This is a genomic window from Robertkochia solimangrovi (assembly GCF_007279655.1).
GTDB classification, from domain to species: domain Bacteria; phylum Bacteroidota; class Bacteroidia; order Flavobacteriales; family Flavobacteriaceae; genus Robertkochia; species Robertkochia solimangrovi.
In genome coordinates this window covers 910,600-933,514 of sequence record NZ_QKWN01000001.1, presented here as the reverse complement: position 1 = coordinate 933,514, position 22,915 = coordinate 910,600, and the positions used below count along the sequence as shown (strand labels likewise).

The window sequence follows — 22,915 nt, the reverse complement described above, 5'->3', positions numbered from 1 at the left end:
GCCCGAAAGGAATCCCGAAAAGGCAATGCGACCCAAAGGGAAGCGGGCCCGAAAGGAATCCCGAAAAGGCAATGCGACCCAAAGGGAAGCGAGCAGTAAGGTCACTTAAGGGAGTTTTGCGCCAGCAAAACAAACCGCGACACTAGAGAACTGATCGCGCCAGCGATCAGGATCGACACTAAGCACCGCCAGGTACACGTCACTAAATAATTTATTCTTTCTCGCTTCTTCTTCTCACTCCAAATTCACTATTTTTGTGGCTTGATTAAAAATGAGCTAAACTCCTATAAAATGAGCGAAAACAAGCAAGGTTCACAACGATATACCATTACTGCAGCACTTCCCTACACCAACGGTCCGATTCATATCGGCCATCTTGCGGGAGTGTACGTTCCTGCTGACATCTATGCACGTTACCTTCGAATGAAAGGAAATGACGTTGCATTTATCTGCGGAAGTGATGAACACGGTGTGGCTATACCGATGAAGGCAAAGAAAGAAGGAGTTTCGCCCCAGGAGATCATCGATAAATATCATCATATAATTAAGGATTCCTTTGCGGAATTCGGTATTTCATTCGATAATTATTCACGGACTTCAGCAGCGATCCATCATAAAACTGCATCTGATTTTTTCGCCACATTGTATAAAGAAGATAAGTTTATCGAAGAGGTAACTGAACAATTGTATGATGAGGAGGCTAAACAATTCCTTGCCGATCGGTTTGTGATCGGTACCTGTCCGAAATGTGGCAATGAAGAAGCTTATGGAGATCAATGTGAAAAATGTGGTAGTTCCTTAAATGCCACCGACCTCATCAATCCTGTTTCAACCATTACCGGATCCAAGCCAGTACTAAAAGAGACCAAACACTGGTTTCTTCCATTAGATCGATATGAGGACTTCCTCAGGGAATGGATCCTTAAAGGACATAAAGCAGACTGGAAACCCAATGTATACGGACAAGTAAAGAGCTGGATCGACGACGGATTAAAGCCACGTGCCGTTACCCGGGATCTTGACTGGGGTATTCCTGTTCCTGTTAAAGGAGCAGAAGGAAAAGTGCTATATGTATGGTTCGATGCACCAATAGGTTATATCTCTTCGACCAAAGAATGGGCAGAGCGAGAAGGTAAAGACTGGGAGCCATACTGGAAGGATGAAAACACAAAACTGGTTCATTTCATCGGAAAAGATAATATCGTATTCCATTGCATCATTTTCCCAAGTATGCTTAAAGCTCATGGTGAATATATACTTCCGGAAAATGTACCTGCCAATGAATTCCTGAATCTGGAAGGCAATAAATTATCGACCTCCAAGAACTGGGCGGTTTGGCTTCATGAATATCTGCAGGATTTCCCGGAAATGCAGGATGTACTTCGATACACACTTACCGCGAACGCACCGGAGACGAAGGATAACGATTTCACCTGGAAAGATTTTCAGGCGCGTAATAACAATGAACTGGTCGCCATTCTCGGAAATTTCATCAACAGGGTGATCGTGTTAACCTCAAAATATTATGAGGGTGGAGTTCCCACTCCTTCAACCTTCACCGATATAGATACAAACACACTGAATGAACTCAAAAAGTACCCTGAGATCATCGGTAGTTCTATCGAAAGATACCGATTCCGCGAGGCCTCTCAGGAATTGATGAATTTAGCCAGGCTAGGAAATAAATACCTGGCTGATGAGGAACCATGGAAGGTGATCAAAAACGATCCGGAAAGAGTCCAGACCATCATGTACATAGCCTTACAGATCGCAAGTGCGTTGGGTGTATTAAGTGAACCTTTCCTGCCTTACACTGCATCTAAATTAAAAGAGATGCTCGGTCAAGAGAACAGCGCTCCAACCTGGGATGAAGTATCCACGAAGGAAATCCTTCTTCCCGCAGGAAGCACTACCGGAAAATCGCAACTATTATTCTCCAAAATAGAGGATGATAAGATCGATGCACAACTGGAACGTCTTGAAAACACCAAGAAGGCAAATGAAAATGCCGCTAAAAAAGCTGAACCTCAAAAGGAAACCATCACATACGATGATTTCATCAAACTGGATATGCGTACCGGTACCATTCTGGAAGCTGAAAAAATGCCGAAAGCTAATAAATTACTGGTGCTTAAGGTTGATACCGGCATCGATACCCGTACGATTGTTTCAGGTATCGCTGATAGTTTTAAACCTGAAGAGATCATTGGAAAAAGAGTCACTGTACTAGTGAACCTGGCTCCAAGAAAATTAAGAGGAGTTGAGAGTCAGGGTATGATCCTGATGACAGAAAATAAAGACGGTAAGATCGTATTTGTCAATCCGGATGAAACCGATGTAGCCAACGGTTCCGAAATTCGTTAATCGTTTCCAAAGCATACATGTTAAAGATCGCCTGGCATCCTGTTTATAAACATCCCTTACCGGAAGGTCACAGGTTTCCCATGATCAAATATGAATTACTTCCGCAACAGCTCTTACACGAGGGCTGTTGTACGGAAGCCAATTTTTTTACCGCGGAACCAGCCGCTGATGAAGATATTCTGAGAGTTCACACCGCTGAATATTATAATGATCTTCAAAACCTTTCCTTAAATGCCCGTGCGTCCCGAAAGACAGGATTCCCCTTATCCGCGGAACTCGTGGAACGCGAAATCACCATTGCCGGTGGCACCATAAAAGGATGCGAGTACGCTCTGGAATATGGCATTGCCATGAATATCGCCGGAGGAACACACCATGCATATTCAGATCACGGAGAGGCCTTTTGTCTATTAAACGATCAGGCGATCGCAGCCGCTTATTTGTTACATCACAAAAAGGCAAACCGAATTCTGATTATCGATCTTGATGTACATCAGGGAAACGGTACCGCAGAGATCTTTACTGACGAACCGGATGTTTTTACGTTCTCGATGCACGGCAAGAACAACTACCCGTTTAAGAAAGAACAGAGTGATCTCGACATAGAGCTAAGTGATAACACCGGGGATGAAGAATACCTGAAGATACTGCAAAGTATCTTACCCGGCTTACTGGAGACAATAGAGCCCGATTTTATATTTTATCTTTGTGGAGTTGATGTCATCGCATCCGACAAACTGGGAAAACTGGGATTGAGTATAGATGGATGTCGACAGCGAGACGCATATGTTCTGGAAACTTGCAGAGATTATGGTATTCCTGTTCAATGTAGTATGGGAGGAGGTTATTCACCGGACATAAAAGTGATCATAGAAGCACATTCCAATACATTCCGTCTTGCGCAAAGCCTTTATTTTTAAAAGATACAACCCTACTTATAAACGTTGAAATTCAAATGGAAATCACCGCCTATATTGAAAAGCATTCCGGACTGGCATCTAAAAAGATAGCCAATACTGTAAATCTGCTGAATGAAGACTGTACGATCCCGTTTATCGCAAGATACCGTAAGGAAGCTACCGGAAATCTGGATGAAACCGAGATCGAACTGATCGCAAAACTTAAAAAATCTTATGAAGATCTGGAGAAAAGACGTGAATCCATTCTGAACAGCCTGGAAGAACAACAGGTATTAACAGAAGCGCTGAAAGTACAAATTATTGAAGCTGAAGACCTGATTCGTCTGGAAGATCTTTACTTACCTTATAAACGGTCGAAAAAAAGTAAGGCTGCTGTTGCAAGAGACTTCGGACTCGAACCACTGGCAAAGATCATTATGTCTCAGAACAGTCGTGATCCTGAAGAAGCGGCCTCTCGATTTCTGAATAAAGATATCGACAGTACAGAAGCTGCTCTTGAAGGAGCAAGGCATATCATTGCAGAATGGATCAGTGAACGTATCGATATAAGGAACTATCTTCGAAATACCTTTGAAAGATCTGCGGTGGTCACTACAAAGGTTATAAAAACAAAAGCTGAAGAGGAAGGCGCCGCCAACTACAGGGATTACTTCGATTGGTCGGAACCCTTAAAACGTTGTCCTTCACACCGATTATTGGCAATGCTAAGGGCAGTAAGAGAAGGTTACCTCAGAATGAAAGTGGAGATCGATACCGATCGTGCCCTCCAGTATATCGAAGACAGGGTCCTCAGGTCAGACAATGCCTGTGCGGAACAGATCATTCTGGCTGTGGCTGATAGTTATAAAAGATTACTGGCTCCGGCGATCTCGAATGAAACGCTAGCGAACGCCCGATCTCAGGCAGATGAAATTGCGATCGGGGTTTTTGCCAAAAACCTGCGACAGTTACTGCTGAGTCCTCCTCTCGGTGAAAAGCGAATTCTCGCAATTGATCCCGGGTTCAGAACCGGTTGTAAGATCGTGTGCCTGGATGCACAGGGTGAATTACTGCATAATGAAACGATCTATCCGCATCCACCTGCCAATAAATCTGCAGAAGCCATCAAAAAGATCAACACCTTGGTCAATGCCTATAAGATAGAAGCGATTTCGATCGGGAACGGAACGGCCTCAAGGGAAACTGAACAACTCATTAAACGCATACGTTTCGAAAAGGATGTTGAAGTATTTATGGTAAGTGAGGCCGGTGCCTCGGTATATTCAGCCTCGCCGATCGCCAGACAGGAATTCCCAAATTATGATGTAACTGTCAGAGGTGCGGTTTCTATCGGAAGACGCTTATCGGATCCGCTGGCAGAATTGGTAAAAATAGATCCCAAATCAATAGGCGTAGGCCAGTATCAGCATGATGTAGATCAGTCGAAATTAAAACAGGAACTCGACACCGTGGTAGCCAGTTGTGTTAATAAGGTGGGAGTAAACGTTAATACGGCCAGTGAAGCTTTGCTTAGCTATGTTTCCGGTATCGGACCTAAACTGGCAGAGAATATCGTGGAATACCGAAATGAGCACGGAGCTTTTAAGGATCGCGAATCCATAAAGCAAGTAAAAAGATTAGGAAACAAAGCCTACGAACAGGCGGCGGCCTTTCTTCGTATCAAGAATCCATTAAATCCTCTGGATGATTCTGCGGTGCACCCCGAAAGTTATTCAATCGTAAATCAGATCACAAAGGATCTGGGCACAAGCATCGATAAGCTCATAGGCAATAAAGAAGTGCTTCAAAAGATAGACCCTGAAAGATACAGTTCCGGAAAAGCCGGAGTTTACACTCTGAAAGATATCCTGAAAGAACTTGAAAAACCCGGATTAGACCCGCGCCAGAAAGCAAAGGTCTTTGAATTTGCCCCGGATATCCGTACGATTAATGACCTTCGTATCGGACAGGTTCTTCCTGGCATTGTAAACAATATTACCAATTTCGGATGCTTTGTCGATATCGGTATTAAGGAAAGCGGACTGGTACATATATCAAAACTCACGGATGGATATGTAAGTGATGTCAATGAAGTTGTTGGTTTACAACAACAGGTACGCGTCAGGGTTGAAGAGGTAGACCTTGATCGCAAGCGAATACAATTATCTATGAATTTTTAACTAATGGAACCTCCTGCTATGAATAAAAGAACGATCACTCTTGTCCTGATGTTGGTACTAACAGGACTATCATACGGACAACTCGACAAATACAAACGCATCACTCCTGATGCCACCCGATGGCAAATGCTCACATATGATGCCGAGAATATCTTCAAAGGAATCCTTTTCTCCTATTCCAGACCATTTCATTGGGAACAACAACAATGGCTGACTTTTGGAGGGGTAGCTGCCGGTGCAGGTATACTATACACATTCGACGAACATTCCCGAGAGTTCTTCCTAAATCATGCTGAAGATGTCCCGGAAGTGATCAAGAATTATGGATGGTATTACGGGAGTCCACAAAACAACTTCATGCTTACGGGAGCTGTTTATATCACCGGTCTTGCATTGAAAAATGAAAAATTACGCAGAACCGGAGTTTTATTGATCACGTCTGCATCTGCTGCGGGTTTTCTTCAGCAATTGAGTAAAACAGCCTTCGGAAGAGCCAGACCGTCATCCGGAAAGGATAAGAATGATTTCTATCCTTTTTCCTCCTATGCTGGCTATCATTCTTTCCCGTCGGGACATACCGTACTGGCATTCACCAATGCCTATGCAATTGCAAAACAATTCAGCAATCCATGGGTTAAAGCCGGAATCTATACAATAGGCCTGGTACCAGGGGTATCCAGATTATGGGCTGATGCACACTGGCTGACCGATGTTGCATTAGGTGTTGCTTTGAGCATTGCTACCGTGGAGGCCGTTGATAAATATCTAGACAGTAAATATGAAGAAAAGTACAACGACCGCAGAAATCAGGTAAGTTGGAATTTCAAAGCCGGACCTGGAACGATCGGTGTCGCACTTATTTTCTAAGAATAGACTGATTTTAAATTAGTGTCTCCTCGACATTGACATTGGATTTTACAGGGTTTAATTTTAACTTTAGTAAAAAACAACAACTATGCTTAGCAAAAAGATAGAAGACGCACTTAACAATCAGGTAAAAGTAGAAGCGGAATCTTCCCAGATCTACCTTGCCATGGCCTGCTGGGCCGAAGTAAAAGGTTTAGAGGGAGTTGCGGATTTCATGTATGCTCAATCTGATGAAGAAAGAGAACACATGCTTAAACTCGTCAAGTTCATCAATGAAAGAGGCGGACATGCTCAGATCTCGGCACTCAAAGCTCCCGGAGTAACTTTTAACTCCTTTCAGGAAATGTTCCAGTTACTTCATGATCATGAGGTTTTTGTATCAGGCAGTATAAACGATCTCGTTCATATTACGCTGGAAGAAAAAGATTATGCGACTCATAATTTCCTTCAGTGGTATGTTGCAGAGCAGATCGAAGAAGAAGCAATGGCTAAAACTATTCTCGATAAGATCAATTTGATCGGGGATGACAAAGGCGGACTCTACCTCTTTGACCGCGATATTCAACAGATCACCACAAGAGCTTCTGCAAGTGCTTCCGTGGCTCCTGCAAAGGACTGAATTTATTGATGTTAAAATTTATTTAGATTTAATATAAATAAATATATTTGCCGTGCACTTAAAAAATCACGGCACCTTGGGCAAGAAGAAAAAGGAAAAGAAAGAAAAGGAGAAGCTGTTACAAGCTACCCGACTGGAAGACCTCAGGGAAATTAAGTCTGTAAAATCCAAATGTTGTAAGAAATACAAAAAAGGAGAGAACAAGCGCTGTAAAAAATGCCCTTGTTTTGATCTTCTCAAAAAGCATGCGGCTTAAAAAGAAAGCCGGGATGACCGGCAAATGCCAGCCTGTGATCCCGGCCTTTCAGCGACTACGAACTAGGATTTTTTAAGCATCAATAATTCATTGCAGCTTATTTCGGTCACATACCTGCGTACGCCATCCTTACCGTCATAGCTACGTGATCTTAATTTACCTTCGACTGCAACTTCATACCCTTTTGCCAGATGTTTTTCGATGATTCCAGCCAATTTTCCGAAAGCAACCACGGTATGCCACTGGGTTTCACTGACCCATTCACCGTCGGAATTCTTATGACGTTCGTTGGTGGCCATATTGAACTTTGCCATTTTACCACCCCCGTCAATGTTAAAAATTTCAGGATTTGAACCCAGATTTCCGATTAACTGCACTCTATTTCTTAAAGCATTCATAATAAATTGATTAAATATTGATAATTGATTTTTCTTTTTTTAACTTCGGCTCACAATCTATTCCAACACAAAGATTGTTCAAGCCACAACATTTATCCGGTTATTAGTCGGCTACTTTCGTTTACACCCGTTTGTAGTCGTTTGCTGTCGTTTGTATACGACTAATTTTCAATGCAATGGATGATTAGAAATATGGAAGTGATCAATAAAATAGAATTGCGAAATCTACATATCGAAGACTATCTTGAACTAAAGAAGTCGATGATAGAAGCCTATAGCGAGCTTGATGAAATGTATTGGGAGGAGCACCAGATTCAGCGTCTTCTCAGCATATTTCCCGAAGGTCAGCTAGTGGTCGTGGTCGATGGAAAAGTCGTGGGTTCTGCACTGTCTCTAATGCTTGATGAAAGAGATATCGGTGAACACCACACGTATGAGGAGATCACCGGTAATGACACCTTTTCCACTCATAATCCTGCCGGTAATGTTTTATATGGTATCGATGTTTTCATCCATCCAAATTATCGCGGATTAAGACTTGGAAGAAGGCTCTATGATAAAAGAAAGGAATTCTGTGAACAAAAGAATCTTAAATCGATCATGTTTGCAGGAAGAATTCCGCATTACAGCAAATATGCTTCGGAGATTACTCCGAAACAATACATCGAAAAGGTTCGAATGAAAGAATTATTCGATCCTGTACTCGCCTTTCAACTGAGTAATGACTTTCATGTTGAGAAGATCATGAAAAATTATTTGGAAGGAGATACAAGTTCTCAGGAATATGCCGTTTTAATGGAGTGGAACAACATCTACTACGAAGCAAGTCCGAAATTCATCAATTCGAAGAAATCGGTAGTACGACTAGGACTTATTCAATGGCAGATGCGACCATTGGCAGATCTGGATGCCCTTTTTGAACAAGCGGAATTCTTTATCGATGCCGTATCGGGATATGAAAGTGATTTTGCACTCTTCCCGGAGCTTTTCACAGCTCCGCTGATGGCCGATTACAATCATTTAAATGAAGCTGATGCGATCAGGGAATTATCGAAATATACCGATCCAATACGTCAAAAATTTCAGGAATTTGCCATTTCGTATAACATAAACATCATTACCGGAAGTATGCCTTGGCTGGAAGATGGAAAGTTACTGAACGTTGGCTTTCTCTGCAAAAGAGATGGAACTTCAGAAATGTACACAAAAATACATATTACTCCTAATGAAATTGCCCATTGGGGTATGACAGGTGGTGATCATATTCGAGCATTCGATACGGATTGCGGAAAGATCGGAATTGCCATATGTTATGATGTTGAATTTCCGGAGCATTCAAGGATTCTTGCTGAACAGGGAATGCAGCTCCTTTTCGTACCTTTCCTAACCGACACGCAGAATGGGTATACCAGAGTAAGAAGATGTGCACAGGCAAGAGCCATTGAAAACGAATGCTATGTCGCTATAGCGGGTTGTGTCGGGAATTTACCCAGGGTAAACAACATGGACATCCAATATGCTCAGGCTGCAGTATTTACTCCATCCGACTTTGCATTTCCGAATAATGGGATCAAAGCAGAGGCAACACCCAATACAGAAATGACGTTAATAGTAGACGCCGATCTCGACCTTCTCAAGGAGTTACATGAGCACGGCAGTGTGAGAACATTAAAAGACAGAAGAAAAGACTTATATCAAATAAAACTTGTAAATTAGATTTTTTAATCCCCCTTAGAACCTATAAAATGATAATCAATTTAAAGAATGAAGTCTGGAAAGACCTTCATAGAGAGAACTGGCGATCAAACGAAAAGTACAAGATTTCCAATTATGGCAGAGTAATCAGTTTCAAATACAATGAAAAAGGCGAGTTGATCGAGCCTGGATCTGTAGGAGGCTACTCTGTGATCACTGCGATCAAGCAAGACAAAAAGAACGATCTTGTGTATATACATAGAGCCGTTGCTGAACTCTTCCTTGAAAACCCCGAAGAAAAGAGCTTTGTATTTCACAAAGACTATGACAAAAAGAACAATGTGATCTCCAACCTGGGTTGGGCCACACGTTCAGAACTTACCGCGCATAACAGCAATAACCCGAAGGTTATTGAGGCTAAGGAAAAGAAGAAAACGCATCGTAGTTATGCCAAACTTACCGAAGCCAAGGTAAAGCTGATCAAAAGAAAGATCAACGATCCGAACCGAAGAACGCGTATGAAAATGATCGCTAAACAGTTCGGCATCTCTGAAATGCAGTTATACCGTATTAAATCAGGAGAAAACTGGGGAAATGTAAAACCCTAATGAATCCGGTGTAAACCGGGTGATTTCGAAATTTGGCAGGGAAAGCGGGTGTAGCTCGGACATTGACTATAAACTGGTCATAATAATCTGAAAATATCACAGCTAACATGTGCAAACCCAAGTCATATGGATAAATTATGCCCGGAATGTGGCGAAAAAGTCATTGGTCGCGCAGATAAAAAATTCTGTTGCGACCAATGTCGTAACGCCTATAATAATAAATTGAATAAAGACAGTAGTAATCTTATACGTAATACCAATAACCGGTTGCGTAAGAACTACAGGATACTTACAGAGCTCAATCCGGACGGTAAATCTAAAGCCAGTAAGATCAAAATGTTCGACAAAGGATTCGATTTTGAGGTCTTTACCAGCATCTATACCACAAAAAAAGGCAGTACCTACTATTTCGTCTATGACCTCGGTTATCTGCCTTTGGAAAATGACTATTTTATGTTGGTCAGGAAGTCTTCATCTTAGCTCAATTTCCCCAATTCTGAGCATTGAGCTTTAATGCGGCTACCAGAATATCCTTTCTGCTGATCTGCCCTACCAATCTACCCTCTTCCAATACCGGTATTCTTCGACGATTGTTTTTGTAGAACTGTGATGCTGCATCAAATATATTCATATCATGACGGATGGTCTCTACCTCCGTCGTCATAAATCTGGAAACACTTTTATCCAGTATCGGCATATTGAAATACCTGCTTTCCGATATGGATTTCATACAATCTGCCTCTGAGATCATGCCCACTAAATGGCCATTGTCATTACATACAGGCCCACCGGAAATTCTGTGTTTGATAAAAAGTTCCATTACTTCCAATACCGACTGATTCGGGTGGAAGATCACGAGGTTTTTCGTCATGTAATCCTCTACTAAAATAGGTGCTTTATACTCTTTTTTCACCTCTTCTCTCGCGCCTTGAAAACTTTTAATTCCCATGTTCTAAAATTTTTAATTGGTATTGGTTGCTTATAAAGTTAGTTAATATTTACCAATTAAAATACAAAATTCTTAATGTAATTGCCTAATTTAGAGAATAATTCAACGTTTTAGGATTTATCAAAATGAAGCGTACTCCCGTTTCCACTTCGAAAACTAAGTCCTATATTTACTACACCGTTCAAAACTTACGTTACCAACTATGAGAAATATCTACGTTTTTCTAACAGCCATCTTCATGATCGCAGCCATCCTCTGGCGTTATCAGACCATGACCCCTTCCTATTCCCCAACAGATACAGACTTTTCTTCAACTACCTTTAATCTGGACAATGCACTGAAGCATGTGGCCTTCATGGCAAAGCAACCTCATTACCCGGGCACCGAATCCCACACTGCCGTCAGAGACTATATCGTACAAACGCTCAAAGATGCCGGACTTTCTCCGGAGGTACAATCGGGTTATACAGGCGGTGACTGGGGTAATCTTAGCAAAGCTGAAAATGTTGTAGCGAGAATTCCTGGAAAGAACCCGGGAAGTGCATTAATGCTGATGTCACACTATGACAGCAATCCGCATTCCGCATTAGGAGCGAGTGATGCCGCAAGCGGAGTAGCCGTGATCCTGGAAGCAACCCGAAGTATAATGGCTTCAGAAGAACAACCTGAAAATGATATCATTATTTTAATTACGGATGGTGAAGAACTGGGACTCAACGGAGCCCAATTATTTGTAGATAAAAGTCCGCTAAAAAAAGAGGTCGGACTCATCCTGAACTTTGAAGCACGAGGCAGTGGTGGTCCGAGCTATACCTTATTAGAAACAAATTCAGGAAATGAGAAACTGATCAAAGCCTTTGCGGCGGCAGGAGTCAAATATCCGGTAGCCAATTCTCTTTTCTACAGCATTTATAAAATTCTCCCCAACGATACCGATCTAACTGTTTTCAGGGAAGATGCAGACATCAACGGGTTCAATTTCGCCTTCATAGGTGATCATTTTGATTACCATACCGCCATGGATAATTACGACCGGATGGATCGCCGATCGATAGCACATCAGGCCTCCTATCTCGTTCCTCTGATGAATTACTTCAGCAAACACCCCCTGAAACTTAAAAGCCAGGAGGATCTGGTCTATTTTGACTTTCCCTTTGCCGGGCTTATTTATTATCCCTTCGAATGGAACCTACCGCTTTTCATTTTACTTTGCTTTAGCTTCATCGGAGTGATCTTCTATGGATTTAAAAAAGGAAGAATAAATGGCAAAGGTACCGGAAAAGGATTTCAGTATTTCCTGTTTGCCTTAGTACTGAATGGAGCTATCGGATACTTTTCCTGGCCTGCCTTAAAATCCGTATATCCCGCTTACCAGGATATCCTCCATGGGTTCACCTATAATGGTTACTGGTATATTGCAACGCTTGTGGCATTAAACACCGCATTGTGTTTCATGATTTACAGAAAAGCTGATAAAGAAGAAATTCCTTCCCTGCTGATCGCACCGATACTATTCTGGATCCTGTTAAGTGGTGCAATGGTGTTCTATCTTGAAGGAGCCTCTTTCTTTATGATCCCCGTATTTTTCATCATCCTCTGCATGACCATACTTATTCGTCAGAAGTTGCCTTCACCGATATTGATGCTTTTACTTTGCCTTCCGGCATTATGGATATTCACCCCTTTCATCAAGATGTTCCCGGTAGGACTCGGACTAAAAATGCTGGTTAGTTCAAGTCTCTTTACGGTGTTATTATTTGGTCTTCTTCTACCGGTTACTATGGCCTTCAAAGCGAAAAGAGCGCTGGGTATTTCAGGGTTTTTAGCATTCTTAATCTGCTTTTTTATCGCACATGCAAAATCGGATTTCACCCCCGAAAGGCCCTTCCCCAACAGCCTGATCTTTTTACAGGATACGGATCAGAACAAAGCCTGGTGGGCCACTTACAATACCTATGAAGATTCCTGGGTAAGTAACTATGTGGATCAGTCCCTTACAAATGAAGACTCCGATGTCTCTGACTTCAGCAGTAAATACAAGACCAGTCTCAGTTATATGACTGCTACAGAAACCAAAGACATACCTCAGACCGGCATACAGACGCTTAAGGATACGATTATTGGAGAAGTTCGAACCCTGGAACTATGTGTGATCCCTCATAGAAATGTCAACAGACTAGAAGTGATTACCGATTCCAAAAATATTTCTGCCTGCACTGTTAATGGCGTACGTTATAATGCAGACTATCTCAAGTTTCGTGGTTCAAGACTCTTCACACATTTCATTTCTGATAATGCAACCACTACGATCGAAATCTCTTTCCCAAGCTCTGAACATCCGGAATTACAATTCTATGAAGCATCCTTCGACCTGTTGACAAATCCATTGTTTACGGTCCCTCCAAGACCTGAAAACACCATACCAATGCCTTTTGTTCTCAATGATGCTATTATACTTAAAAAAACATTACAGCTTTGAGCAGATCCGGAAACATAGGAATTTTAGGGTGTGGATGGTTAGGATTACCATTGGGAGCACAGTTGGTAAACAAAGGTTATACGGTGAAAGGCAGTACTACTTCAGAGGTTAAATCCGGCGTATTGAAGGCATCGGGTATCGACCCCAGATTACTTACCCTTCAAGAAAAGGAAATCGTCGGTGATCTGGATGAATTCCTAAATGAAATTGAAACACTCGTGATTGCGATTCCACCAGGGCTTCGTAGTGATCCTGATAAGAATTTCACCACACAAATTGGCCAGATCATCCCCTATCTGAACACCCATAAGGTCGCTCCGGTACTATTCATCAGTAGTACCTCGGTTTTTGCCAATGACCACGGTACCTATGACGAGCATTCAACACCAAACCCTGAAACCGAAAGTGGAAAACAACTGGCCACAACGGAAAGATTACTTCTGGAACAGTTACCGGTAAGCACCCGAATACTAAGACTTGGCGGCCTGATCGCAGCTGACCGTCATCCGGTGACAAGGCTATCTGGAAGAACTGAAATACCCGATGGTCTGGCGCCGGTTAATTTGATCCATCGTCAGGATGCCATCCGGTTGATCTGCAAACTGATTCATGATCCCGGAAAAGAATCTATCTATCACGGGGTTCATCCCTATCATCCTTCCCGAATGGAATACTACAGAGATGTTGCAAAAAAAATGGAGCTTCCTCTTCCGGAATTCAAATCAGGTGCGGATTTTAAAGGAAAAACCATCATTACTACTTATACCGATAAAGTCACTGGTTTTTCTTACGAAGTACCACTGGTATGATCCTACAAGTTAAATTCCTTAACAGTTTAATAAACAGCTAGTTAAATTCTGGTTAAAGTAAACACCTAAATTTGCTTTCAAATATCATTGATAGCTAGATTTATAATGGAAAAGGAAAAAAACCATATGCAGGAAACCCAAATACCCACCGCTGTGCTGATCGATGAAATGACTGAAATTGTACGCTACTATTGCGGGGAAATTCAGGAATACACCGAGATCTCAGAATTTGACAATGTTGCAACAGCGGTAATCAAAAAATACTTCAATGCCAGAGAAGTGTTTTTTGACCACCGGAATAAAAAGATAATTCTCAGAGTCAATGTTACGGTGGAAAAGAATCCGATGATCAAATCGGCTTTTTCAAGAGTTACTCTTGATTATGAAAATCTTGACGATTTTGTGATTTCGTTGCTCGAAACGGATCAGGAAAGTTTACAATATTACAGAAATCTGCTAAAATTCAGAAGGATCGGCAAATCCTAGACAGATTTCTTAAGAGCCAATATTTAGTTAGTTGGTTAGGTTTGGTTAGTTGAAAGAAAAGAGTATCATTTGAGGTACTCTTTTCTTTTTTTAGATCAAAAATTCTTTTTAAATATTCAAACGTATTTACGAAATTTATAATTCAACTAACCATTAGCAAATGATGAATAACACGAACATTCTTGAATCCCTTAACAGGCTGCTACAACGTCAGATGGAAGCTGAAAAAGAATATCTCGAAGGATTGAACCGGGTTATACATGCGGGCCTCAAGCGCTTCCTGTTTACTCAGGCCCAATCCAAAAATACATTCATTCATCAGATTTCCAGTGAAATCCAGCATCTCGGTGGGGAGATCGCTTCCTCCGAAATGCAAAATCCACGTTATATCGACTGGGATGCTATCCTTAAAAAGGATGTTCCTACCATCTACCGTCAATGCATTATGGCAGAAGAGAACATGCTTCAGGAATATGAAAATCTAATCCGCAACAGCTGGTGGGGAGAAACTACGTTAAACCTCCTACGGATCCAGCATTCGGAAATTCTGAAATCTTTGGAACAAAAGATGGAAATGGAAGAATCCTTAAAACAACCCTTTTAACTTCAGGAATTACATCATAACCAAGATTTTCCCATAATTATCCGCTAATACAACAATACTTTAGCAGGGTTTTGGCATTTTAATTGAAATATTTTAATAGTTTTGGCCAAATCGCAAAACAGATACCGCCTGAATATTGATGCTTTTCAAAGCGCTGCATTCAGCCCGGGTCATATAACTGAAACTATTATGAAGAAGAGCTTAGTCATTCTTGCAATGATCCTTACCGGAGGTGCTTTTGCACAGTCGGATGCCGTGCTCACCAAGCACTATGAGGCGTTCTATAAACAAATGAAAAAACAAGGAGACATCCGAGGTGCAATCGATGCGCTTACCCACCTCAATGTGATCGCTCCCGATGCGGCCAGAACAGATACGCTGGCCTATTATTATTCGAATACAAACCAACATGTTCAGGCCATAAACCTTTTAGGAACTGAAAAGGACACTCAGGCATCAGACCTTGCCGTGGAAGTGAAAGCGATTTCACTAAAGTCCTTGAACCAGCCGCAACTTGCCGTACAGCAATTCGACATTTTGTTCAGCAGAACGCCTGATGTGTATCTTGCCTACGAACTCGTTGACCTGAATCTTCAGATAGGAAAAACAGTAGAAGCAGAAACCTATATAAAATATGGGTTGGAAAATGCTAAGGATGATCAAATGCTTCCTTTTTATGACAGCAAACCACCTTACCAGGTACCGATCAAGGCTGCTTTTAAATATCAGGAAGGATTGCTTCATTACAACAAGGATAAAACCGACATAGATACCGCTGTAAAATATATCGATGAAGCTATCGCAATAGCTCCAAATTATCTTACCGCAAAACATATACGAGATCTGCTCCTGAAACAAAAGGAAGCGGCAGCTAACCCTGCAGCAACAGAGAATAAGAATTAAAAAAAAGGCTGATTGAATGATCAGCCTTTTTTATTCTATAGGATTGCATTTAATCCTTTAATTTTCCTGTAATTGTTCTCTTGACTTAGGATCGGGAATCCTTGTGGCTGTGCTATCAGGAATTTCTCCGACTTCGAGAAAGTCCTCATAAACTTTATCAGTAAGTACATCAGCGATCTGATAACGGAGTCCGTTATACGCCTCCATAAGTTTTTCACGTGTATTATCGATATCCTTAGCTCTGGTATTCCCTCCCAATTGCGCATCGAGTTTATGGATGAAAGTACTGATGACGATCAATCGGCTTTTGATGGCCCGATTATCGAATTTTGGAGGGATGGTATCCTTCTGAAGCAAGGTGTCGATAACCAGTAACTGCTCCGTACTAAAGCTAAGATCTCCACTGGTCTTCACACGAAAGGTTTCCATTTCTTTCTCGAATTCTCTGAAGCGTTTCCAGGTGTCGATCTCTTTCCGGGAAACATCCGAAAGATTAAAAGTGTCTGGAAGTTGTGTAAAGGACGATACGGCTTGCTTTATTTCTTCAGGCACCTCCTTTTTCTCACCGTCTCCACAGGAAGCATTTGCCAGTAGCAATAATATCAAACCGGATCGCAGAACGATTGTGGATAACCAGAACCTGGTGGATCTATTACTGAATTTTCCGGATCTTAAATACATGCTGTTTTATTATCAGTTTATATCAAAGTCTCTTATGAGAATACACTCAAGTTCTGACTTTCCTGGTTAAGATATGTAGCCCCGCCAGGACTCGAACCTGGATCTAAAGTTTAGGAAACTTCTATTCTATCCCTTGAACTACGGGGCCAAAACTTAACTTCACGTGCAAAAATAAAAGGATTTTATTAGCAATTACCAAATTGAATTAAAAAAGGAATACTATTCAAAAATAGGCCGTTAACCTTTTTAAAAAACTTTACAAGTCTCAGCTCTTCCCTTCAATTATTCATCGTTTTGAAGGCAGCAGGACTAACCATCCTGATCCTTTCATGAGCATTGATATATTGCCTTAGAATCCTGTAAATATCACTATTGTTATAACGTCGCTCCAAAAAATCTTTAAATTCCTCAAAATGGTTGATCTGAATCTCGTCAGGTAAAAAGCCATATCCCAGATAAACGCCATCCTCCACCATCACGAAAGCTTCTTCTCCTTCTTTTCTACCCTTTTCGATAAGAATATAACTCTCCACCTCATCCCTTACGGAATTTATCGCCTGCCGAACCCTTTCATTATAGGCATCGATATCCTCTTCGTCTCTGCAGATCCCTTGACAGGAATTAAGTTTATAATGATTACACACATTTCCAGAAGGTTGTAATTGCATAAACTTCGGACAAAGGTTATACGTTTCACAGAGGTTCTCCAGGAATGCGATACATTCTGTTTGGTTATAACACACATAAAGAGGCTGTGACACCAGTTTTAAAGGATTGAACCCCATTTGGAGTATTCCGTTACGGTTCTTATAATACAGTATCCCAAACCCTTTATTGGTATGCTTCTGAGCGCGGTTATATTTAGGATAATGATGTTTTATAGCTTCAGACTCCATCAGCAATGCTATTAGTTCTGAGCCACTGAGTTCAAAATCAATATCAGCGGTATCCCTGCACATAGCAACCTCTCTGGCGGTTTTATCATAAAAATGCCCCAACACCCTTTTCCGAAGGCTTTTGGCCTTACCTACATAGATGATCTTCCCGTTGGCATCCTTAAAATAATAAACGCCATGAGCATCTGGTATCCCGTCAAAAACCGACTTTGGCAATAGGGAAGGCAAACTTGATTCTCCGGTTCTTGGATTGAGTTGCTTTTTGATCTCACCTTTTGAATCGGCCTCCAGAAGTTTTTCGAACAACAAAACTGTAGCATTGGTATCACCCATTGCACGATGGCGATCATTTAAAGGAATTTCCAAAGTACTACATAATCTGCCAAGGCTGTAAGACCGGAATCCCGGAAAGATCTTTCTGGATAAGCGTACGGTACAAAGTTTCTTCCGGGTATAATCAATCTGTATTCTTTGGAATTCACTTCTGATCACGTTATAATCAAAGTTAACATTATGAGCGACGAAAATACATTCCTTCGTCAATGACTGGATCTCCGCTGCGATATCCTCGAATAAAGGCGCACCGTTAACCATATCATTATCAATTCCTGTGAGTCGAACTACATAGGGAGAAATCGCGGTTTGAGGATCGACCAGGGTATGAAACCGATCCAATACCTTTTCTCCATCATGAATAACGATGGCGATCTCGGTGATGCGGTTACCCATACTGCTCATTCCGGTTGTTTCAACATCGATAATGGCAAATTTCATACGTATCTACTTGAATTTTCAGGAATTCCGTAACTACAAAAATAACCGATTAATCGTGCACAAACCTTTAGGATCTTCTTAAAATTCAAATTTTAACTGCACGGAAACACTTTCCTTCTGTGATTCCTTGTTAACTGGCTTTTCATTGTTCAAATTAGAAAGTGTGATACCGAGCAAGCGAACGGAGTCTTCCAGTTTTTCCTGATACAAAAGCGAATTGGCTGTATCGATTATCAGGCTTTTATCCGAAATGAAATAGTCGAGCGTTCTGCTTCGTGTCTGTAACCTGAAATTGCTGTACTTGATCTTTAGCGTTACCGTTTTTCCGGCTACTCCGGATTTTTTCAAACGCCGGTCCAATTCCTCGGCGATCGCCTTTAATCTGTCGGCCATGAATATCTCACTGCTCAGGTTATCATCAAAAGTTCGTTCAGCCCCTATAGACTTAGGAATACGATGCGGTTTTACCGAACTGTTATGGATTCCCCTGACCACCTGATAATAGTGCTTGCCGGATTTTCCAAATTCCTGTTCAAGGAACTCCAGGGTACGATTTTTAAGATCCCTTCCTGTGAAGATTCCCAAACGATACATTTTATCTGCAGTAACTTTACCGACTCCGTAGAACTTCCGTATCTCCAGGTCTTCAAGAAAGGATACCACCTCCTCCGGATTGACGGTTTTTTGTCCGTTTGGTTTATTGATATCACTGGCGATTTTCGCTATGAATTTGTTGATAGAGATTCCTGCAGAGGATGTAAGCCCGGTCTCTTTTAAGATTCGTTCCCGGATCTCGGTGGCTATCATAGTTGCAGAGGGATTTCCTTTCTTATTCCGGGTTACATCCAGATAGGCTTCATCCAGCGATAGTGGTTCTACCAGATCGGTATAATCAAAGAATATTTTACGGATCCTGTGTGAGATCTCCTTATAACGTTCAAATCTCGGCCTCACAAAAATCAGATCCGGGCATTTTTTACGCGCCATAACTCCCGACATAGCACTTCTGACCCCATACTTTCGGGCCTCATAATTTGCAGTGGAAACCACCCCTCTTTTCTCACTTCCTCCAACGGCTACCGGTTTTCCAACCAAAGACGGATCGTCCAATTCCTCTACAGAAGCATAAAATGCATCCATATCGATATGAATTATTTTTCTTAACAATGGATCTTCGGTCATACCACAAAATTAACTTAAATTAGAGCAAGACTTATCGAATTTTTTATTTCAGGAAAGTTTAGGGAGCACATGAACCACGAAGGGGATACACATAAAAAAACCGCTATAATACTAGGGGCTACCGGCCTCACCGGACAAGAACTCCTCCATTTATTACTCAAAGATGATCGCTATGAAAAGTTGATTTTGTTTTCAAGAAAGTCAATAGGGCTCAGGTACCCGAAGATCGAAGAATATCTTATCGATCTTTTCAAGCTTAACCTTTATCGCGACCATTTTAAGGCTGATGAAGTTTTTTGTTGTATTGGTACAACTCGAAAAAAAACTCCTGATCTTGACCTCTACCGAAAGATCGATCTCGGGATTCCCTTTGCTGCCGCAAGATTGAGTAAAAGCAATGAGATTCCCGTCTTTTCTGTGATCTCTGCTATCGGTGCAAATACGGAAAGTAGGATTTTTTATAATCGTATTAAGGGTGAAATGGAAAAGAAAGTGATCTCAATGCAAATACCCCATACGTTCATCCTCAGACCTTCCCTGATCACCGGGAACCGAAAGGAAGTGAGAACTGCGGAATGGATCTCAAAACTCGCCATGAGCCTGCTTAATCCACTCATGGCAGGACCTTTAAAAAAGTATCGTTCCGTTTCACCTGAAGCCATCGCACGAACTATGATATCCCTGTCGAACGATCCGATTGACAAACAGATCATAGAGAACGATGAGATTCTCCAAATCGGTAAAATTAATTAGCTTTACCGCTATGAAGGAGATCGAAAGAAAATTTCTGGTTACAGGTAACGAATACCGCCGAATGGCTAAAACCCAAAGAAGAATCGCTCAGGGTTATCTGAATACGCACCCCGAACGTACCGTTAGAGTACGCATTGCTGATGACCTGGCATATATGACCGTAAAAGGCTTATCTAATGATACTGGAACAACACGGTTTGAATGGGAAAAGGAAATCCCGAAAAATGAAGCCGAAGCCCTTCTTGAACTTAGTGAAACTGCCGTCATCGATAAAACGAGATATGAAGTGGACTTTAAAGGTCATGTGTTTGAAGTCGATGAATTCTATGGTGAGAATGAAGGACTGGTAATCGCAGAGATCGAACTTAATGATGAGTCGGAATCATTCGAAAAACCAGACTGGCTTGGGCTGGAAGTGACCGGAGATAAACGCTATTACAATGCCTGCCTGAGTTCCGCTCCCTATACTACGTGGTAATATTAAACTTAAATAGAGATGCGAATATTGTATGCTTTTATGATTTCGATTCTTTGCGCCTGTAATGGTGTACAGGTAAAGGGCGAATCAACTGAATTACCCGTAAAAGATTCCGTCGATAAACCCACTATCGCCTCGGTCAAAAAGCGTCTTACCGATCAGGGGTATCAGATCTTTGATTACGTTGATGAACAAACAGGAGATACGATCCTGATGCAGCAATACTTCATTGCTTTTCTAAAATCAGGTCCAAACCGTTCTCAATCCAAGGAAGTTGCAGACAGCTTACAACGACTGCATCTCGCCCATCTTGGACGAATGTACGAAGCAGGGTATGCAGACATTTCAGGACCGTTTGGTGATGACGGAGAAATACGCGGAATTACCATTTATAATGTCCCCACTCAGAAGATGGCAGATAGTCTTGCGGGATTAGACCCTATGGTACGTTCCGGAAGGTTAGTGATCGAAATCCACCCATGGTGGGCGGCAAAGGGATTTCCTTTACGTTAGCAGTCACATAAAGTTATCTGCCTTACGATACGCCTCAATAACTTTACGTTCGCCTTCTGCTCCTGACAAGGAATTTCCATGCTCCATCCCAAGCACACCGTCAAATCCTCGGCTGTATATGTATTTAAAAACGTTCTGATAATTGATCTCACCGGTATACGGTTCCTTCCTACCCGGATTATCTCCCATCTGGAAATACGCGATCTCATCCCAGCAAGCTTCGATATTCGGTATCAGGTTACCTTCCTGGATCTGTTGATGATAGACATCAAACAGGATCTTACAAGCCGAAGAATCAACGGCTTTACAAATCTCATAGGCCTGATCGGAACGATTTAAGAACATCCCCGGGTGATCACGAAAATTCAGTGGCTCCAGTACCATAATCAACCCATGGGGTTCCAACAGGGCTGCGGCCTGTTTCAAACTCTCAATAACATTAGCGGTCTGATAACCGACACTCAACCTCGGGTCAACATGACCGGGTACCACCGTCATCCACCGCGCCTTTACTCTCTTGGCTACTGTCACTGAATCCTCAATCTCCTGTAGAAATTTATCCCTGAGACCGGAATCACCATTGGCGAGGTTCGGTTTATCCCAATAGATCTCGTGCGCCACAAAAACACCCATCTGCATTTTGAGAGAAGCCATTGTTTCAGCCATCTGCTCTTGTTCCGCAATAGGTCGGTTACGCATTTCATTATCTTCAAAAGCACGGAATCCACTGGCGGCCATAAATCTTAACTGATCGACCACACTTTTGCCTCCCAGTTCCTTAAACATACCTATATGTGGTGCATAATTAAGTCGGAAGGATGTTTTCTGCTCCTGAAAGGAAGTGATATTAAATGCCGAAGCTCCGGTTGATATAACCGAAGCCCCCATTGTTGCTATTGAATTGCGAATAAATTTTCGTCTTTGCATGGTTGGCTGATTGAATTTTCAGCCTTTAAGATAAGTAATCTGTCTGAAATTCTGGTAGAAACTCAGTCTCTTGATATTTCCAGGATCTCAAATTTCAAAGTTCCGTTAGGCACATTTACCTCAGCGATCTCTCCGACCTTTTTCCCTAGCAGTCCTTTTCCGATAGGTGAACTCACAGATATCTTCCCGGTTTTAAGATCAGCTTCGCTTTCTGCTACCAGTTTGTATTTCATTTCCATTCCATTTGCCTGATTCTTGATCTTTACATTGGAATGAACAAGAACTTTTGAAGTATCCAGCGATGACTCATCGATTACCCTTGCATTTGCCAATGTTTCTTCAAGCTTGGAAATTCGCATTTCCAGCAATCCCTGTGCTTCTTTGGCAGCATCATATTCAGCATTCTCAGAAAGATCTCCTTTATCACGTGCATCCGCGATAGCCTGCGATGCTTTCGGACGCTCAATACTCTTTAATTGATCCAACTCCTCCCTGAGTTTTTTTATACCTGCTTCTGTATAATAAGATACTTTACTCATAACTTCTTCGTTAATAAATACAAAAAATCCCCTTTCTCAAAGAGGATTTATACAAA

General features: G+C 41.7%; 24 protein-coding genes and 1 tRNA gene. 17 read left to right on the top strand and 8 right to left on the bottom strand.

The window, feature by feature from the left end; all coding sequences use genetic code 11:
• The first annotated feature begins 291 nt into the window (after nucleotides 1-291).
• The 6 genes from metG to DMZ48_RS04000 all read left to right on the top strand — a co-directional run bounded on the left by metG (nucleotide 292) and on the right by DMZ48_RS04000 (nucleotide 7,185).
• Complete coding sequence (gene metG / locus DMZ48_RS04025) at nucleotides 292-2,364, top strand: methionine--tRNA ligase (protein WP_143953796.1); 2,073 nt, start codon at nucleotides 292-294, stop codon at nucleotides 2,362-2,364.
• A 17-nt stretch (nucleotides 2,365-2,381) separates the two neighbouring features.
• Complete coding sequence (locus tag DMZ48_RS04020) at nucleotides 2,382-3,284, top strand: histone deacetylase family protein (RefSeq protein ID WP_143953795.1); 903 nt, start codon at nucleotides 2,382-2,384, stop codon at nucleotides 3,282-3,284.
• A gap of 35 nt (nucleotides 3,285-3,319) precedes the next feature.
• Nucleotides 3,320-5,443 carry a Tex family protein gene (locus tag DMZ48_RS04015; protein ID WP_143953794.1) on the top strand — a complete coding sequence of 708 codons (2,124 nt, stop codon included), beginning with the start codon at nucleotides 3,320-3,322 and terminating at the stop codon, nucleotides 5,441-5,443.
• Between the two features lie 18 nt (nucleotides 5,444-5,461).
• Nucleotides 5,462-6,310 carry a phosphatase PAP2 family protein gene (locus tag DMZ48_RS04010; RefSeq protein ID WP_242009096.1) on the top strand — a complete coding sequence of 283 codons (849 nt, stop codon included), beginning with the start codon at nucleotides 5,462-5,464 and terminating at the stop codon, nucleotides 6,308-6,310.
• 88 nt (nucleotides 6,311-6,398) lie between these two features.
• A complete protein-coding gene (locus tag DMZ48_RS04005; protein ID WP_143953792.1) occupies nucleotides 6,399-6,929 on the top strand; it encodes a ferritin in 531 nt (176 codons plus the stop codon).
• A 76-nt stretch (nucleotides 6,930-7,005) separates the two neighbouring features.
• Nucleotides 7,006-7,185, top strand: a complete 180-nt coding sequence (locus DMZ48_RS04000) for a hypothetical protein (RefSeq protein ID WP_143953791.1) — start codon at nucleotides 7,006-7,008, stop codon at nucleotides 7,183-7,185.
• 62 nt (nucleotides 7,186-7,247) lie between these two features.
• Here the strand turns inward: DMZ48_RS04000 and DMZ48_RS03995 are convergent, their stop codons facing one another.
• Nucleotides 7,248-7,583 carry a single-stranded DNA-binding protein gene (locus DMZ48_RS03995; protein WP_143953790.1) on the bottom strand — a complete coding sequence of 112 codons (336 nt, stop codon included), beginning with the start codon at nucleotides 7,581-7,583 and terminating at the stop codon, nucleotides 7,248-7,250.
• A 192-nt stretch (nucleotides 7,584-7,775) separates the two neighbouring features.
• Here DMZ48_RS03995 and DMZ48_RS03990 point away from each other — a divergent pair, with 192 nt between their 5' ends.
• The 3 genes from DMZ48_RS03990 (at nucleotide 7,776) to DMZ48_RS03980 (ending at nucleotide 10,366) form a co-directional block, all read left to right on the top strand.
• On the top strand, nucleotides 7,776-9,299 hold the full coding sequence (locus DMZ48_RS03990) for a bifunctional GNAT family N-acetyltransferase/carbon-nitrogen hydrolase family protein (protein WP_143953843.1): 1,524 nt from the start codon (nucleotides 7,776-7,778) through the stop codon (nucleotides 9,297-9,299).
• A gap of 29 nt (nucleotides 9,300-9,328) precedes the next feature.
• Nucleotides 9,329-9,886 (top strand): HNH endonuclease, encoded by a 558-nt coding sequence (locus DMZ48_RS03985; protein ID WP_143953789.1) that lies wholly within the window; start codon nucleotides 9,329-9,331, stop codon nucleotides 9,884-9,886.
• 126 nt (nucleotides 9,887-10,012) lie between these two features.
• The gene (locus tag DMZ48_RS03980) at nucleotides 10,013-10,366 is read left to right on the top strand and encodes a hypothetical protein (RefSeq protein ID WP_143953788.1); all 354 of its coding nucleotides are present in this window, start codon (nucleotides 10,013-10,015) and stop codon (nucleotides 10,364-10,366) included.
• Nucleotide 10,367: 1 nt separating this feature from the next.
• Here DMZ48_RS03980 and DMZ48_RS03975 read toward each other — a convergent pair whose 3' ends face one another.
• Nucleotides 10,368-10,835, bottom strand: coding sequence for a CBS domain-containing protein (locus DMZ48_RS03975; protein WP_143953787.1), 468 nt, complete (start codon nucleotides 10,833-10,835; stop codon nucleotides 10,368-10,370).
• Between the two features lie 202 nt (nucleotides 10,836-11,037).
• Between DMZ48_RS03975 and DMZ48_RS03970 the strand changes: the two genes are divergently transcribed.
• The 5 genes from DMZ48_RS03970 (at nucleotide 11,038) to DMZ48_RS03950 (ending at nucleotide 16,116) form a co-directional block, all read left to right on the top strand.
• On the top strand, nucleotides 11,038-13,314 hold the full coding sequence (locus DMZ48_RS03970) for a M28 family peptidase (protein WP_143953786.1): 2,277 nt from the start codon (nucleotides 11,038-11,040) through the stop codon (nucleotides 13,312-13,314).
• Nucleotides 13,311-14,123 (top strand): Rossmann-fold NAD(P)-binding domain-containing protein, encoded by an 813-nt coding sequence (locus tag DMZ48_RS03965; RefSeq protein WP_143953785.1) that lies wholly within the window; start codon nucleotides 13,311-13,313, stop codon nucleotides 14,121-14,123. The genes DMZ48_RS03970 and DMZ48_RS03965 overlap by 4 nt, the downstream gene beginning before the upstream one ends.
• A gap of 105 nt (nucleotides 14,124-14,228) precedes the next feature.
• Nucleotides 14,229-14,609 (top strand): hypothetical protein, encoded by a 381-nt coding sequence (locus DMZ48_RS03960; RefSeq protein ID WP_143953784.1) that lies wholly within the window; start codon nucleotides 14,229-14,231, stop codon nucleotides 14,607-14,609.
• A gap of 160 nt (nucleotides 14,610-14,769) precedes the next feature.
• Nucleotides 14,770-15,213 (top strand): DUF2383 domain-containing protein, encoded by a 444-nt coding sequence (locus DMZ48_RS03955; protein ID WP_143953783.1) that lies wholly within the window; start codon nucleotides 14,770-14,772, stop codon nucleotides 15,211-15,213.
• Between the two features lie 189 nt (nucleotides 15,214-15,402).
• Nucleotides 15,403-16,116 (top strand): hypothetical protein, encoded by a 714-nt coding sequence (locus DMZ48_RS03950; RefSeq protein ID WP_143953782.1) that lies wholly within the window; start codon nucleotides 15,403-15,405, stop codon nucleotides 16,114-16,116.
• Nucleotides 16,117-16,173: 57 nt separating this feature from the next.
• On the opposite strand, the gene DMZ48_RS03945 is transcribed toward DMZ48_RS03950, so the two are convergent.
• The 4 genes from DMZ48_RS03945 to dinB form a co-directional block, all read right to left on the bottom strand.
• Nucleotides 16,174-16,797, bottom strand: coding sequence for a hypothetical protein (locus DMZ48_RS03945; protein ID WP_143953781.1), 624 nt, complete (start codon nucleotides 16,795-16,797; stop codon nucleotides 16,174-16,176).
• A 76-nt stretch (nucleotides 16,798-16,873) separates the two neighbouring features.
• A tRNA-Arg gene (locus DMZ48_RS03940) sits at nucleotides 16,874-16,945 on the bottom strand.
• A gap of 130 nt (nucleotides 16,946-17,075) precedes the next feature.
• On the bottom strand, nucleotides 17,076-18,467 hold the full coding sequence (locus DMZ48_RS03935) for an exonuclease domain-containing protein (RefSeq protein WP_143953780.1): 1,392 nt from the start codon (nucleotides 18,465-18,467) through the stop codon (nucleotides 17,076-17,078).
• Between the two features lie 78 nt (nucleotides 18,468-18,545).
• The gene (gene dinB, locus DMZ48_RS03930; RefSeq protein ID WP_143953779.1) at nucleotides 18,546-19,649 is read right to left on the bottom strand and encodes a DNA polymerase IV; all 1,104 of its coding nucleotides are present in this window, start codon (nucleotides 19,647-19,649) and stop codon (nucleotides 18,546-18,548) included.
• A gap of 69 nt (nucleotides 19,650-19,718) precedes the next feature.
• Here dinB and DMZ48_RS03925 point away from each other — a divergent pair, with 69 nt between their 5' ends.
• From DMZ48_RS03925 to DMZ48_RS03915, 3 genes are read left to right on the top strand one after another with little or no spacing between them, the layout of a single operon-like run.
• Nucleotides 19,719-20,402 (top strand): Rossmann-fold NAD(P)-binding domain-containing protein, encoded by a 684-nt coding sequence (locus DMZ48_RS03925; RefSeq protein ID WP_143953778.1) that lies wholly within the window; start codon nucleotides 19,719-19,721, stop codon nucleotides 20,400-20,402.
• A 10-nt stretch (nucleotides 20,403-20,412) separates the two neighbouring features.
• The gene (locus DMZ48_RS03920) at nucleotides 20,413-20,880 is read left to right on the top strand and encodes a CYTH domain-containing protein (RefSeq protein ID WP_143953842.1); all 468 of its coding nucleotides are present in this window, start codon (nucleotides 20,413-20,415) and stop codon (nucleotides 20,878-20,880) included.
• 18 nt (nucleotides 20,881-20,898) lie between these two features.
• A complete protein-coding gene (locus tag DMZ48_RS03915) occupies nucleotides 20,899-21,393 on the top strand; it encodes a YciI family protein (protein ID WP_422395432.1) in 495 nt (164 codons plus the stop codon).
• Between the two features lie 3 nt (nucleotides 21,394-21,396).
• On the opposite strand, the gene DMZ48_RS03910 is transcribed toward DMZ48_RS03915, so the two are convergent.
• Nucleotides 21,397-22,320 carry a hydroxypyruvate isomerase family protein gene (locus DMZ48_RS03910; RefSeq protein WP_143953776.1) on the bottom strand — a complete coding sequence of 308 codons (924 nt, stop codon included), beginning with the start codon at nucleotides 22,318-22,320 and terminating at the stop codon, nucleotides 21,397-21,399.
• A 62-nt stretch (nucleotides 22,321-22,382) separates the two neighbouring features.
• Nucleotides 22,383-22,859 carry a transcription elongation factor GreA gene (greA, locus tag DMZ48_RS03905; protein WP_143953775.1) on the bottom strand — a complete coding sequence of 159 codons (477 nt, stop codon included), beginning with the start codon at nucleotides 22,857-22,859 and terminating at the stop codon, nucleotides 22,383-22,385.
• Nucleotides 22,860-22,915: the final 56 nt, after the last annotated feature.

What these genes read in the sequence shown, in the direction of transcription:
- metG (WP_143953796.1), top strand. Translation starts at nt 292, where the DNA reads ATGAGCGAAAACAAGCAAGGTTCACAACGATATACCATTACTGCAGCA.
- DMZ48_RS04020 (WP_143953795.1), top strand. Translation starts at nt 2,382, where the DNA reads ATGTTAAAGATCGCCTGGCATCCTGTTTATAAACATCCCTTACCGGAA.
- DMZ48_RS04015 (WP_143953794.1), top strand. Translation starts at nt 3,320, where the DNA reads ATGGAAATCACCGCCTATATTGAAAAGCATTCCGGACTGGCATCTAAA.
- DMZ48_RS04010 (WP_242009096.1), top strand. Translation starts at nt 5,462, where the DNA reads ATGAATAAAAGAACGATCACTCTTGTCCTGATGTTGGTACTAACAGGA.
- DMZ48_RS04005 (WP_143953792.1), top strand. Translation starts at nt 6,399, where the DNA reads ATGCTTAGCAAAAAGATAGAAGACGCACTTAACAATCAGGTAAAAGTA.
- DMZ48_RS03995 (WP_143953790.1), bottom strand. Translation starts at nt 7,583, where the DNA reads ATGAATGCTTTAAGAAATAGAGTGCAGTTAATCGGAAATCTGGGTTCA.
- DMZ48_RS03990 (WP_143953843.1), top strand. Translation starts at nt 7,776, where the DNA reads ATGGAAGTGATCAATAAAATAGAATTGCGAAATCTACATATCGAAGAC.
- DMZ48_RS03985 (WP_143953789.1), top strand. Translation starts at nt 9,329, where the DNA reads ATGATAATCAATTTAAAGAATGAAGTCTGGAAAGACCTTCATAGAGAG.
- DMZ48_RS03980 (WP_143953788.1), top strand. Translation starts at nt 10,013, where the DNA reads ATGGATAAATTATGCCCGGAATGTGGCGAAAAAGTCATTGGTCGCGCA.
- DMZ48_RS03975 (WP_143953787.1), bottom strand. Translation starts at nt 10,835, where the DNA reads ATGGGAATTAAAAGTTTTCAAGGCGCGAGAGAAGAGGTGAAAAAAGAG.
- DMZ48_RS03970 (WP_143953786.1), top strand. Translation starts at nt 11,038, where the DNA reads ATGAGAAATATCTACGTTTTTCTAACAGCCATCTTCATGATCGCAGCC.
- DMZ48_RS03960 (WP_143953784.1), top strand. Translation starts at nt 14,229, where the DNA reads ATGGAAAAGGAAAAAAACCATATGCAGGAAACCCAAATACCCACCGCT.
- DMZ48_RS03955 (WP_143953783.1), top strand. Translation starts at nt 14,770, where the DNA reads ATGATGAATAACACGAACATTCTTGAATCCCTTAACAGGCTGCTACAA.
- DMZ48_RS03950 (WP_143953782.1), top strand. Translation starts at nt 15,403, where the DNA reads ATGAAGAAGAGCTTAGTCATTCTTGCAATGATCCTTACCGGAGGTGCT.
- DMZ48_RS03945 (WP_143953781.1), bottom strand. Translation starts at nt 16,797, where the DNA reads ATGTATTTAAGATCCGGAAAATTCAGTAATAGATCCACCAGGTTCTGG.
- DMZ48_RS03935 (WP_143953780.1), bottom strand. Translation starts at nt 18,467, where the DNA reads ATGAAATTTGCCATTATCGATGTTGAAACAACCGGAATGAGCAGTATG.
- dinB (WP_143953779.1), bottom strand. Translation starts at nt 19,649, where the DNA reads ATGACCGAAGATCCATTGTTAAGAAAAATAATTCATATCGATATGGAT.
- DMZ48_RS03925 (WP_143953778.1), top strand. Translation starts at nt 19,719, where the DNA reads ATGAACCACGAAGGGGATACACATAAAAAAACCGCTATAATACTAGGG.
- DMZ48_RS03920 (WP_143953842.1), top strand. Translation starts at nt 20,413, where the DNA reads ATGAAGGAGATCGAAAGAAAATTTCTGGTTACAGGTAACGAATACCGC.
- DMZ48_RS03915 (WP_422395432.1), top strand. Translation starts at nt 20,899, where the DNA reads ATGCGAATATTGTATGCTTTTATGATTTCGATTCTTTGCGCCTGTAAT.
- DMZ48_RS03910 (WP_143953776.1), bottom strand. Translation starts at nt 22,320, where the DNA reads ATGCAAAGACGAAAATTTATTCGCAATTCAATAGCAACAATGGGGGCT.
- greA (WP_143953775.1), bottom strand. Translation starts at nt 22,859, where the DNA reads ATGAGTAAAGTATCTTATTATACAGAAGCAGGTATAAAAAAACTCAGG.